Origin of the sequence: Pandoraea terrae (assembly GCF_902459695.1) — a bacterium.
In the GTDB taxonomy this organism is placed as follows: domain Bacteria; phylum Pseudomonadota; class Gammaproteobacteria; order Burkholderiales; family Burkholderiaceae; genus Pandoraea; species Pandoraea terrae.
This window is the reverse complement of the sequence record NZ_CABPRZ010000023.1, coordinates 57,628-69,730: the sequence shown is the minus strand read 5'-3', so window position 1 is coordinate 69,730 and position 12,103 is coordinate 57,628. Positions and strand designations below refer to the sequence as shown.

At 65.9% G+C, this 12,103-nt stretch carries 13 protein-coding genes; 8 read left to right on the top strand and 5 right to left on the bottom strand.

Features of this window, described 5'->3' with window-relative positions; translation table 11 throughout:
• Positions 1-12 precede the first annotated feature (12 nt).
• Both PTE30175_RS21730 and PTE30175_RS21725 read right to left on the bottom strand, forming a co-directional pair.
• A complete protein-coding gene (locus tag PTE30175_RS21730; RefSeq protein WP_150699149.1) occupies positions 13-447 on the bottom strand; it encodes a nuclear transport factor 2 family protein in 435 nt (144 codons plus the stop codon).
• Positions 448-466: 19 nt separating this feature from the next.
• Positions 467-1,096, bottom strand: a complete 630-nt coding sequence (locus PTE30175_RS21725) for a chalcone isomerase family protein (protein WP_191629171.1) — start codon at positions 1,094-1,096, stop codon at positions 467-469.
• A 660-nt stretch (positions 1,097-1,756) separates the two neighbouring features.
• Here PTE30175_RS21725 and PTE30175_RS21720 point away from each other — a divergent pair.
• The 3 genes from PTE30175_RS21720 (at position 1,757) to PTE30175_RS21710 (ending at position 4,315) form a co-directional block, all read left to right on the top strand.
• A complete protein-coding gene (locus PTE30175_RS21720; protein ID WP_150699147.1) occupies positions 1,757-2,635 on the top strand; it encodes a ferritin family protein in 879 nt (292 codons plus the stop codon).
• A 199-nt stretch (positions 2,636-2,834) separates the two neighbouring features.
• The gene (gene rfaE2, locus PTE30175_RS21715; protein ID WP_150699146.1) at positions 2,835-3,314 is read left to right on the top strand and encodes a D-glycero-beta-D-manno-heptose 1-phosphate adenylyltransferase; all 480 of its coding nucleotides are present in this window, start codon (positions 2,835-2,837) and stop codon (positions 3,312-3,314) included.
• Positions 3,311-4,315: an asparaginase gene (locus PTE30175_RS21710; protein ID WP_150699145.1), complete on the top strand. Its 1,005-nt coding sequence runs from the start codon at positions 3,311-3,313 to the stop codon at positions 4,313-4,315. The genes rfaE2 and PTE30175_RS21710 overlap by 4 nt, the downstream gene beginning before the upstream one ends.
• A 44-nt stretch (positions 4,316-4,359) precedes the next feature.
• Here the strand turns inward: PTE30175_RS21710 and PTE30175_RS21705 are convergent, their stop codons facing one another.
• From PTE30175_RS21705 to PTE30175_RS21695, 3 genes are read right to left on the bottom strand one after another with little or no spacing between them, the layout of a single operon-like run.
• Positions 4,360-5,181, bottom strand: a complete 822-nt coding sequence (locus PTE30175_RS21705) for an SPOR domain-containing protein (protein WP_150699144.1) — start codon at positions 5,179-5,181, stop codon at positions 4,360-4,362.
• Complete coding sequence (locus PTE30175_RS21700; RefSeq protein WP_150699143.1) at positions 5,181-6,086, bottom strand: type III pantothenate kinase; 906 nt, start codon at positions 6,084-6,086, stop codon at positions 5,181-5,183. Before PTE30175_RS21700 ends, PTE30175_RS21705 begins: the two co-directional genes overlap by 1 nt.
• Positions 6,083-7,096 carry a biotin--[acetyl-CoA-carboxylase] ligase gene (locus PTE30175_RS21695; RefSeq protein ID WP_150699142.1) on the bottom strand — a complete coding sequence of 338 codons (1,014 nt, stop codon included), beginning with the start codon at positions 7,094-7,096 and terminating at the stop codon, positions 6,083-6,085. The genes PTE30175_RS21700 and PTE30175_RS21695 overlap by 4 nt, the downstream gene beginning before the upstream one ends.
• 181 nt (positions 7,097-7,277) lie before the next feature.
• Between PTE30175_RS21695 and PTE30175_RS21690 the strand changes: the two genes are divergently transcribed.
• From PTE30175_RS21690 to PTE30175_RS21670, 5 genes are read left to right on the top strand one after another with little or no spacing between them, the layout of a single operon-like run.
• Positions 7,278-8,399 carry an MlaE family ABC transporter permease gene (locus tag PTE30175_RS21690; RefSeq protein ID WP_150699176.1) on the top strand — a complete coding sequence of 374 codons (1,122 nt, stop codon included), beginning with the start codon at positions 7,278-7,280 and terminating at the stop codon, positions 8,397-8,399.
• A gap of 17 nt (positions 8,400-8,416) precedes the next feature.
• Entirely contained in the window at positions 8,417-9,277 is an 861-nt protein-coding gene (locus PTE30175_RS21685) for an ABC transporter ATP-binding protein (RefSeq protein WP_150699177.1), read from the top strand.
• Positions 9,267-10,229 (top strand): MlaD family protein, encoded by a 963-nt coding sequence (locus PTE30175_RS21680; RefSeq protein ID WP_150699141.1) that lies wholly within the window; start codon positions 9,267-9,269, stop codon positions 10,227-10,229. Before PTE30175_RS21685 ends, PTE30175_RS21680 begins: the two co-directional genes overlap by 11 nt.
• A 17-nt stretch (positions 10,230-10,246) precedes the next feature.
• Positions 10,247-10,858 carry an ABC-type transport auxiliary lipoprotein family protein gene (locus PTE30175_RS21675; RefSeq protein WP_150699140.1) on the top strand — a complete coding sequence of 204 codons (612 nt, stop codon included), beginning with the start codon at positions 10,247-10,249 and terminating at the stop codon, positions 10,856-10,858.
• An 18-nt stretch (positions 10,859-10,876) separates the two neighbouring features.
• Positions 10,877-12,049 carry a VanZ family protein gene (locus PTE30175_RS21670; protein ID WP_150699139.1) on the top strand — a complete coding sequence of 391 codons (1,173 nt, stop codon included), beginning with the start codon at positions 10,877-10,879 and terminating at the stop codon, positions 12,047-12,049.
• Positions 12,050-12,103 lie beyond the last annotated feature (54 nt).

Here is a 12,103-nt window from a genome sequence, read left to right as displayed (position 1 = left end):
CGTGAACAGGCCCTAGCACATCCGGCGTTTCAACCAGCGCATCAGGCGCCCGAGCATCGGGAGTTTTTCGTAGAGTTCTTCGGCAACATCCCAATAGTCGCGCTGATAGGCGACCCGGCCGTCATTGGACAGTCGCAGGTGCGATGCCCCGCGAATCGTCAGTTCATCTTCGTGCCAGCGCTTGAGGCGGCAGCGGAAGTTCCAGACGAGAAACGCCTGATTGCTTTGCAGGATGGTCGCCGTGATTTCGATACGCGGTACGTCGATATGCATGAGCAGCCGCCTGAAGATATGGGCCATCTCGGCCGACGTGCGCACCTCGTTGAAGGGATTCCTGAAATACGCGTTGGGCGTGTAGAACTCGCCGAGGCTGCCGATGTTCTGGAGCGACAGCGACTCGTAATAGCGTGTCAGTCTGACGAGGGCGGCGGCGTGGTCCATGTCCATGATCGCGCGTCCTCGCCGGTTACCGGGCTTGGCCCGTCAATGCGGCGCGCAACTCCGGCGCACTGGTTTTCGGGTCGAGCCAGATGCCGAAGAAAGCGCGCGCGAACGCTTCGCCCGCGATGTGGCCGATAGGTATGCCGTCGGAGAAAAAATGGGTGCCGTCGCCGGGTTTGAAGATGCCCGTCAAGTGTTGCCCGGCCGAGACGTCGGGCAGGAACGCTGCGAGTTGGTCCGCCCAGCGCTGCCGGTCCGCGTCCGTAGCCATTTGAAGCCGTGTCATTTCCTGAAGACTGCGCCGGGCGAGCGACCGGCCTTTGAAAGGACGCGCATAGCGCAGGTCCAGCATGAGCGGACGAACCTCCCATGGCGGAGGCGGGCCGTCCGGGCCGACAAACAGCTCGGCGTCATAGAGGTGAAAGCCGAAACGCGACAGCGAGCCATGTCCGGACAAATGCGCCGAGGGGAGCTCGCGGGAGGCGAACTGCGCGGCATCGAAGGCCGCTGCCGGGGCGGTCAGCATCGCAGCGGCAAGTGCGATCAGCAGGCCGGCCTGCGCACGCCGGAGGGTGCTGTCAGGCAGGGAAATTGGCCAAAAGGGCGCGAGGGACGGATTCCGTCCCCGTCTCGGCAAGGCGGGGCGATGGACCATGTCTGGCTCCCCGGAAAAGGAACAGGCCGGCAATACGTCCGGATGATGTCCGGATGATTGCACCACATCCGGGACGCCTTGCGCAATTGCCGGTTTGCCGGGGCGGGTTTGCGCCATGACAATTCGATGATGTCGCAAAAACGCAACATTCTCCGCCCGCGTGGCGGGGAGGGGATCCATGGTGGCTCAGGTCCGGCCGATGACGCAGGTTAAACCGGGCCCGACAGGGCGTCGCGGATACCCGCCGTTACCGCGGGTCGGGCGGGGTTTCATGTTATGATTCAAGAGTTTGCCCATATTTTGATGGGGTCGTTCCAAAGCCGCGCCGACGCACTCGCGGGCGAGGCGGGAGCGATGCGTCATACGGGGGCTGCGGCCGGGCGTTCTGCGCAATCATCATTGCAGAAGTGCCCGCCGGGATCCCGGATGGCGGCGTTATCGGTCGCAGAACACTTGCACGCCCGGACGGGCGTGGCCCGCCCAGGCAGCATGGCCCGCGCCTGCCTACCGGAGGCGGATCCCGAAGTGCAGCACGGCGGGGGCCGGCTGCAACGCATGGAAAAGTCATCCGACAGGCGTTCATCGCCCGGATTTCTGCGTAAACTTCATAAAACTATCTTGAATGTTGGTGTAAGGTCTCGCGACCTTGGGGGTAATGAAATGAACGGAATGCTGTATCCCGAACTGTACAAGTCGCTGGAGGCTGTACGCTGGAACATGGAGAAGGACATTCCGTGGGACCAGTTCGACGCCAGCCTGCTGTCCGACGAACAGGCGCGCACCATCAAGATGAATGCGATCACCGAGTGGGCGGCGCTGCCGGCCACCGAAATGTTCCTGCGCGATAACCGTGACGATAGCGACTTTTCGGCCTTCATGAGCGTCTGGTTCTTCGAAGAACAGAAGCACTCGCTCGTGCTCATGGAGTATCTGCGCCGTTATCGTCCGGACCTGGTGCCGACCGAGGAAGAGCTGCACGCCGTGCGCTTCCCGTTTGATCCGGCGCCGCCGCTCGAGACGCTGATGCTGCACTTCTGCGGTGAAATTCGCCTGAACCACTGGTATCGCCGCGCCGCTGAATGGCACACGGAGCCCGTGATCAAGTTCATCTACGAAACGATTTCCCGCGACGAAGCCCGTCACGGCGGCGCTTATCTGCGTTACATGAAGAAGGCGATGGGCCGCTGCGGCGATACCGCGCGTGCAGCGTTTGCCAAGATCGGCGTGTTGATGGCCTCGGCGCGCCGCACCGACAAGCCGCTGCACCCGACCAACCTGCACGTGAACAGCGCGCTGTTCCCGAACGACACGGTGCAATCGCGCCTGCCGGATCCTGAATGGCTGGAGCACTGGCTCGACGAACAGATCAAGTTCGATGACGGCTGGGAGAAGAAGGTCGTCGAGCGTATTCTGCACAACCTCTCGTTGTTGTTCGAGCGCACCTTCGCCACGGCGCAGGACCTGAACCGCTATCGCAAGGAAATCACCACGCGTCTCGCGGCAGCCACGTCCGCTGCGGCTGTCGCCGCGCAAGGCTGAACACTGCCGTTCTGCGCGCCGCGCACTGTCCAGGTGCGCAGCCGGTGTGCCGGACACGAAAAAGAAGGGGGGCTTCGGCTCCCTTTTTTCATGGGTGCCCGGCAACGTGGGACAATGACGCTCAGCCTCCGGCGCCGGGGTGCCCGCGCGCGCCGGCTCGGGGCTTGATGCTCCTGAATTCAGAACGTTTCCTACCGTCATGCAAACCGATTTCGAAGCCAAGATCACGACGCGCGATGCGCTTGTGGCGCGCCTGTCGACGCTGCCGCGTCCGCTCGTCTTTACCAATGGCGTGTTCGACATACTGCACCGGGGGCACGTCACTTATCTCGCGCAGGCGAGAGCGCTCGGCGCCTGCCTCGTCGTTGGCGTGAACACGGACGCATCGGTACGCACGCTCGGCAAGGGCGATGACCGGCCCATCAATCGTGAAGATGACCGCATGGCGCTGCTTGCGGCGCTGGCCAGTGTCGATTGGGTGCTGCCTTTCGGCGAATCGACCCCGGTCGACCTGATTTCGGCGCTACGGCCCGACGTGCTGGTCAAGGGCGGCGACTACGACATGGACATGCTGCCGGAAACGGCGCTGGTGCGCGCCTGGGGCGGTCGCGCGGTCGCGATCCCGTTCGCGCATCAGCGTTCGACGACCTCGCTGTTGCAACGCGTGAGGGCATCATGACGCTCGCGCCGCTTGTCGAAGTCACGCGCGGCGCAGGCAGCGTCGACACGGTCGAATGCATTCACTACGGCTCGGTCGCCGTGGTCGACGCCGCGGGCCGTCTGCGGTATGCCGCCGGTGATCCGTCGTTCCTGACTTTTTCGCGTTCGACGCTCAAGCCGTTTCAGGCGTTGCCGTTCGTTGAAGGCGGCGGCGTAAGTCATTTCGACCTGACCTCCGCCGAACTCGCGTTGTTGTGCGCAAGCCATTCAGGCGAGGCGTTTCATCTCGACGGTGTGCGCAGCCTGCTCACGAAGTCCGGTTGCGACGAACATCATCTGCAATGCGGATGCCATACCCCGACCTACTACTCGGCAGTCGGCAAGCGCCCGCCGGCGAATCTGAAGCCTACCCCCCTGCATCACAACTGCTCCGGCAAGCATGCGGGATTCCTGGCGTATTGTGCGCAATACGGCCTGCCGCTGGAGAGCTACCTCGATCCGGCCCACCCGTTGCAGATGGCCATTCGCAAGCGTGTCGGCAGCGTGGTCGGCATGGACGGAAATGATTTGCCGCTCGGCATCGATGGGTGTTCGGCGCCGAACTACGCATTGCCCCTGGAGCGTCTCGCGGCGGCCTACGCGCGGCTGGCGGCAAGCGAGGGCGACGCGCTATCGACCCTGTTCGCCGCGATGACGGCGCATCCGGAGATGGTCTCGGGAACGAACCGTAACGACCTCGCCTTCATGCGCATGGCGCCTGGCGACTGGGTTGCCAAGATCGGTGCCGATGGCGTGCAGACCATCGGCATACGTTCGGCCGGTCTCGGCATTGCGATCAAGGTCGTGGATGGCAATATGCGTGCGCTGTATACCGCCGCCGTCAGCGTGTTGCAGCAACTTGGATACGTCGACGCCCCGGAAAACACCGGTCTCGCCCCTTGGGCATTGCCCCTGGTCACCAATGCGCGCGGCACGCGCACCGGCGTCGTGCGGCCGGTGGTCAAGCTCAAGCGGGTGTAAGCGGCGCCGGGCAACGCGCGCCCGATGTCAGCGTGAACAGGCCCCTAATGCGTCACCGGCGGACTCCCCGCCGGTGAAGGACAATCGCGTACCGTCTGCGAGCTCCATTGTTGACGGGCAAAATTGCGCATCTGGCCGGCAACGGCAGTGCTGACACCCGCTATCCGGTAGACGATACGGCTCTTGCTGTTGGGCCGTTCGGTCAACTGTGGCGTGAGGCCCTTGCGTTGCGCCACGTCCATCAGCCTCGCCGCCCGCTCCCGGTCATTGAACAGGCCCAGCGATACCGTCACGCCGGGCGCGCCTTCGTTGTTGAGCAAGAAATATTCGGTCACGCCGGCGGCGCGCAACTGCGCAAGTTGCCGGTCTGCCGCCGCGCGGTTCGGTACCGGATCGAGATGAATCCACCACCGCTTGTCGATGGGCATGCTTTGCATGTCGCCCTGTCCTGCTGGCAACAGGGCAAGCAGGAGCCCCTTGGCGTGCGCCGCCTCCTGCGCGGGGAACGGGCCGATGTCGAGGCACGCCAGCACCGCCCCAGTCCCTGCTGACGCCTGTGCGCTGCGCGTCACGAGTGACGGAGCCGTGGCGAGACCGCCGGCCACGGCCGTGCTGGCGACGTCTGCGCCCGGCGTCGCCGTCGCTGCCGATTCACCCGCGGCATCGCGCTCGGCCTTGGCGTCCGGCGCGCTTACGCTGCCGCTCACGACTTTCAGCGTGTTTGGCGCAAGCTGCCGCTGCAGCCGCTCCGGTTCGCGGCCGGTGGCCTGCAGCAACCCATGCCACGGGCCGATCCAGCCGAACTGGTACGCCGCGAAGACCGCGTTGGCAACAAGTACGACGACCAGAATCAGGGCGCGCAACATCAGCGATCTCCGCCGGTGGCGGGATGCACGGCGATTTCATACAGTCCGGCCAACACCAGGTGATCGTGTTCCGTAAAGGGAATGGACAACATGGGCGCGAGCAGGCGTCGTGCGCCACCCGCCAGCACGCACCTCACCGCACCCCCGAGATCGCGTTGCAGCGACGCATGGCAGCGTTCGACCAGCCCGGCCTGTGCGCCCAGGCAGCCGCTGATCAGGGCGTCGTGCGTGTTGACGGCAAAGCCGGTGGCGAGCGCGGGTGTGTCGGCCGTCACGTTCGGAAGTTGCGCCGTCCCCTGCGCCAGCGATGACAACATCAGCGCTGGCCCGGGGGCGATGACGCCGCCCAGGAATTCGCCTGCCGACGTGAGCGCTTCAACCGTGGTGGCCGTTCCCAATGTCACGATGAGCAGATGTTCACCGGGAAAGGCGGCATGGGCGCCGATCAGACTCGCCCAGCGGTCAGTACCCAACTGCGACGGATCGGCATAGCGATTGACGATGCCGCCGGCTGCGGCAGTCGAGCGAAGGACGTTCAGCGGGGCGGGCGGTCCCACGCCCCAGAGCGTCTGCAACGTCACGCGCACGGCCTGGTCGGCCGCCTCGCCCGCAACGTTCGATACCCATACCCCGGCGGGTGCGGGACACGCGATGCCGCCGGGCCGATCGGGTTGCCCGATGGGGAGGCCCGGCGTTGCCCCGAGCGGCGGCGCGAGACGCGTATCCGGGGCTGGCCATTGGGCACGGATGTCTCCTGCCAGACTCCGCCACTGTGCGTGCGCTACGGCGCCGCTCGCCAGGAAAGCCGGTTGGGCGGCACGCCAGCCGGCCGGCTTTCGGCCCGGCGCCAACGCCCATTTGATACGGCTGTTGCCCGCGTCGATGAGGAGCCAGGGCGCGCTCATTCGCGATCTCCGGCACGATCTCCGGTCCGCGCAGGGCCACCCGGGCCGGCAGGCCGTAGCGAGACTTCGCCGCTGGCGATAACCCGCTCACCGTTGTCCGTGGCCACACGCAGACAGCCTTGCATGTCAACGCCGAGCGCGATGCCGTGCAGGATGTCGCGGCCCCGTTCGATCAGGCGCACGGGCGCGTTGGCGAACGCATGCATCGTTTCCCAGTCGTCCCGGAACGGCGCGAAGCCCTCGGTCGCGAACCGGTCGAGCATGGGGGCGAGCCGGTTCAGCAAAGCCGCGAAAACCGTGGTCATGTCGGGCTCGGCCAGCACCTCCTCGAGCGCAGCTGGCTGGGTGGCGGGCACGAGGTCGGCGGCGTTCGTTTGCGCAGCGCCAGCGGATGCCGTTGAAGCGCCCGCCGGGGCCGCCGCCATGCGCGCAGACAGCGCTTCGGCCTGGCGCAGGTTGATGCCGATGCCGATAACGACGCCCGTTCGGCCCTGACCGGCGGGAACCGTCTCGATCAGGATGCCGGCGAGCTTGCGCCCGGCCAGCAGGACGTCGTTCGGCCATTTCAGCGCCACGGCCTGCGGCCGGGACAGCGGTAGGTCGGAGAGCGCCTCGACGACGGCCACCCCTGTCGCGAGCGACAAGCCGGCCAACCGGGCCGGTCCTCCGGGCATGGCATAGGCGACGGAAAAGGTAAGGCTGTCGCCCGGCACGCTTTGCCAAGCGCGCCCGCGCTGACCGCGGCCCGCTTCCTGGGTATAGGCCAGACGCGCGGCCGGCGCCTGCGACGGATCATCGCGCAGGCGGACCAGCAGGTCCGCGTTGGTCGATCCCGTGACGTCGACGAGGTCGATGGGCCAACGCCGCACCGGCAGGGCCAGGCGCGCAGCCAGGCGGGAGGCGTCGACGCGACGGCGGCCGGTCTCGGGCGCGAGGGCTGCATCGCCTCGCGCGGCGTCGGGCGAGGCGGCGGCGGTCGGCGTGTCGTGGGGGGAAGTGCGTGAAGTCATGGCTCGTATTGTAACGGGCTGTTCGTCCGGAGAGGGGCCGTGCTCATGGCTTTCGGGCAAGTCCGAGCGGCGTGTGCGCTGATTCCTTGAACGATCGGGGTGTCGTCCGATTGCCAGGAAGGGCCGCCGTGAGTACCGTACAATGGCCGCAGCCGCTGACGATGCCAAGGAGACCGCCCGCTTGAATCTCGACGCCGTGCCCACACTGGAGCTGACCACCACCGCACAAGGCCGGGTGGTGATGCTTCGTGGTCTCTGGACCGCGTTGGCGCTGGCGCGGCGCAAGAAGACCCTGCTGGGTCTGGTGCGAGCGCTGCCGCGCGGTGATCTGGCGTGGGACCTGACGCAAGTCGAAAAACTCGATCACGTGGGTGCGCAGGCGTTGTGGCGTTACTGGCGGGGCCAACTGCCGCGGCAGGTGGCGTTGACCGCTGCGCAGCGCACGCTGTTTGCACGGCTGGCGACGTTCGATACGACCCGGGAGACGCCGGAGCCGGCGCCGCGCATCAGTTTCGTCAGCCGCGTCGGCTTTGCGATTTTTTCGTTGTGCGATCATTTGCGCGACGGCATTGGCATGCTCGGACAGTTCATCTTCGATCTGCTGCGCATGGCGCGTCACCCGGTCCGGGCCCCGTGGCGCGAAATCTCCGCCAACATCTACAGTGCCGGCACGCAAGCGCTCGGCATTACGGCGCTCACCGCGTTCCTGATCGGCATCGTCCTGTCCTATCTGTCGTCGCAACAGCTCAAGCTGTACGGCGCCAGCACATTCATCGTCAATATTCTGGGATTGTCGATCATCCGCGAGCTCGGGCCGGTGCTGTCCGCCATTCTGGTGGCAGGCCGCTCCGGTTCGGCCATCACGGCGCAACTCGGCGTCATGCGCGTGACGGAAGAGCTCGATGCCATGCGCGTCATGGATATTCCGCATGGCCTTCGCCTGATTGCGCCGAAGGTCATTGCGCTCGCGGTGGCCATGCCGTTGCTCGTCATGTGGACGAACATCGTGTCGCTGGCCGGCGGTGCGCTGGCGGCCAAGGTCGAACTCGGCATCGGCCTGAAGTACTTCTTTTCGACGTTGCCGGGTGCGGTCAATATCGCAAACTTGTGGATCGGCCTGGGCAAGGGCGTCGTGTTCGGCATGCTGATCGCGTTCGTCGCCTGCCACTTCGGGCTGCGCGTCGCACCCAATACGAAGAGTCTTGGCGAAGGCACGACGCAATCCGTGGTGACCTCCATCACCGTGGTCATCCTCGCCGACGCGGTCTTTGCGATCCTGTTCTCGAGAGTGGGGTTCGGATGACCAGCACCATGCCGAACATGCCCGCCAACGCGCCGCCCGACGCCCGTGGCGCATTGACGTTGGCCGACGGCGAGCCGATCATCGAGGTGCGCGATCTTTGCAAGCGCTACGGCAGCCACGTGATCCACGAACACCTTGACCTGACGGTGTCGCGCGGCGATATCGTCGCCCTCGTCGGCGGCTCCGGATCGGGCAAGACCACGCTGGTGCGCCAGATCATGGGGCTCGAAGATCCCTCGAGCGGGCACATCCGTATCTTCGGTCATGACATCACAATGATCGACCGGCGTACCGCGCATTTGTTGCGCCGCCGCTCGGGTATGCTGTTCCAGCGCGGCGCGCTGTTCTCGGCGTTATCGGTCTTCGACAATATTGCGCAGCCTTTGCGCGAACTGCACACATTGTCCGAGGATCTGATCCGGGACGTGGTGATGTACAAGCTCGAAATGGTCGGGCTGTCGTGCAGGCATGCCAGCCGGCTGCCGTCCGAACTGTCGGGCGGCATGGTAAAGCGCGTGGGGATTGCGCGTGCCATTGCGCTCGAGCCCGAACTGCTGTTTCTCGATGAGCCGACCGCGGGCCTGGATCCGGAGGCATCGGACGAATTCGTCGCCATGGTGCGCGGTTTACATCGCTCGCTTGGCTTGACCGTGGTAATGGTCACACACGATCTCGACACCATGGTGATGTTGTCGACCAGCGTGGCGGTGCTGGCCGACCGCAAGGTGCTCGTCAACGCGCCGGTGGAAGACGTGGTTCGCGTCGATCATCCGTTTATCCGGGCGTACTTCCTCGGGGAGCGCGGGCGGCGCTCGCTTCAGGCGTTGCCGGCGGCGCGCCGCGCCAAGGTTTCGGAGCTATTGGAAGATGGAAAATAAATCGCATGCCTTCATGGCCGGGCTGTTCACGCTCGCCTTGGCCGCCGCCATCGTGTCGGTGTTGTACTGGTTCAACCGGGACAACACCGTGCGCATTCCATACGACTTGATCGCGCGCACCAACGTCAACGGTCTCAATCCGGAGTCGACGGTGCGTTATCGGGGGCTTGAAGTCGGCAAGGTGACATCGATCCGCTTCGATCCGGTGACGCCCGGCCAGATTGTCATCCGCATTATCGTCGACCGCGGCACGCCGATGACGCATTCGACCTTCGCGACGCTGAGCCTTCAAGGGGTGACGGGCCTCGCGTTCGTCCAGCTCGACGACGACAACCGCGACCGCACGCTGTTGCCTTCGTCGGAAAAGCACGTGGCGCAATTGCAGCTGCGGCCGAGTTTTGTCGACGAATTGCAATCGCGCGGCAACCGGCTCGTGCATCAACTCGAGGAAGCGAGTACAGCGGTCAACCAGTTGCTGAGCGAAGATAACCGGCGCGAAATGATGGGCGCCATCACCGGCGTCAAATCGGCCGCGCAGAGCGTGGACAAGCTCGCCCTGCAGCTTCAGCCGGTGGCCGTGCAGTTGCCTGCGGCCATGACGGCCTTGCAAGGCACGCTGGCCGGCGCGCAAAAATTGACGCAACAGTTGTCCGATCCGAAAGGACCGCTTGTGCGCAATCTTGACACCATCGGCCGTGCGGCCGATCAGGCGACGGCCAGCCTCGGCGCGTTCGAGCAAACGCTGCACACGCTGCAGGGTGCGTTGCAGGAAGAATCGCTGCCGCGCCTGAATACCCTCAGCGACGACCTGCGGTCGACTGCGCAATCGGTAGGCGCCGCAGCGGACACGATCAATCGCAATCCGCGCGCCTTGCTGTTCGGCACGACGCCGCCGGCGCCCGGGCCCGGCGAGTCCGGCTTCGCCTGGCCGGGCGCCGGCGCGGCCCACTAGACGTCAAGGGAGACGTGATGAGAATAGTTCGGCATTCGTTGTGCGCCGTGGCGCTCGCCGCCACGCTGTGGCTTGCGGCATGCGCCACCGGCCCGGCGGCCGGCGCGGTCGGCCGCTTCGATCTCGGTCCGCCGCCGGTCGCCGCGCAGCCGCAAGCGGGGGTGTCGCGCACATCCGTGCCGCCGCTCAAGGTGGTGGTTAGCGCACCGTCGTGGCTCGACACGGACGCGATCTTCTACCGGTTGCCGGCGACGGACGGACAGCAGGCGCGGGCCTACGCAAATAGCCGTTGGCTGGCGTCGCCGGCGCGGCTGTTCGGCGATCGCCTGCGCGGCCGCTTCGCCGCCGATCACGCGGTGCTTGGCGCAGGCGATCCCCTGCCGGCGCCCGTCTTGCGCGTCGAGCTCGAGGAGTTCTCGCAATATTTCGATACGAACGTTGCCAGCCGCGGCGTGGTGCAAGTCCGGGCAACGCTGCTCGACGGCACGAAGCTGCGCGGACAGACGACGCTGCGCGCCGACGCGCCGGCCCCCACGGCCGACGCCGCCGGCGGGGCCCGGGCGCTCGCGGCGGCGAGCGATGCCATCCAGCTGCAGCTCGCCCAATGGCTCGCGGCACAACCGCGGTAAAGGAGTGGCCCCTGCCTCATGCATGACCGTCCGTTGAAGCCATGGCAGCGCCGCGCCTCGCCCTTGTCGCGGCAAGGGTTGCTGTGCCTGATTCTCCTTATCGCCTACGCGAGTCTGTATCCCTTCACGTTCCAGCGCGCCGCCGTCGGACCGTTCGACTATCTGTTCGCGCCGCTGCCGCGCTACATGACGATGTTCGATGTCGTCACCAATGTGCTCGGCTATATCCCGCTCGGTGTGATGACGGTGCTGGCGCTGCACCCGGTCTGGCGCGGCACGCGCGCGGTCCTCGCCGCGCTGGCCCTCGGCGCCCTGCTCTCGTGCGGCATGGAGGCCTTGCAGACCTATTTGCCGACACGCGTGGCCTCGAACGTGGATCTGGCGACCAACGCCGTGGGCGCGTTGATCGGCGGCGCGTTGGCCGTGCCGCTCACCAGCCCGCTGCTCGACCGGGGGTGGCTGCGTCAGTTGCGATTCGCATGGTTCGAGCGTCACGCGAGCGTGCTGCTCGTATTGTTGGCGTTGTGGCCGTGGGCACAGGCCTATCCGCAGCAGTTCCTGTTCGGAGACGGCGACCTCGTACGCCAGATCTGGCTGTGGCAGGACCCGGACGTGACCGATACCGTGCTCGACTGGGTGCCGCGCCTGGCGGACTTGCAAGGTTATCTGTCGGATCTCGACGCCGTGGCGAGTCATGTCCTATGGGAGACCGTCGTCACCGCGAGCGGCACCATCGTGGCCGGGCTGCTGCTCACGCTGTCCTTGCGCCGCGCTGCGCCGCGCGTTGCGTTGCTCGGCGCAATGTTCGTGGTGGCCTTCGCCGTGAAGTCGTCGGCTGCGGCGCTCCAGTTCTCGCCCGCGCAGGCGTTTGATTGGGTGACGCCGGGCGCGGTATACGGCCTTGTCGTCGGTGGCGCGTTGCTGATGGCGCTTGCGTGGGGGCCGCGAACGTTGCGCGGCATCGCCGTGTTCGCCGCGCTGCTGGTCATGCTCGTGCTGGTCAATCTGCTGCCGGCGAATCCGTATTACGAGTCGGCGCTGCAGATGTGGCGGCAGGGACAATATGTCCACTTCAACGTCCTGGCCCGCTGGCTGGCGTGGACGTGGCCTTACCTCGTCCTGTTCTACCTGATGGCGATGTTCGATCCGAGCCATCGGGGACCGGCGCGCGACGTCGGCCGGCAATCCTGAGCTGGCGAGCGGGCGCCGCGAGCCCGATATTAGCGTGAACAGGCCCTGGGTTAG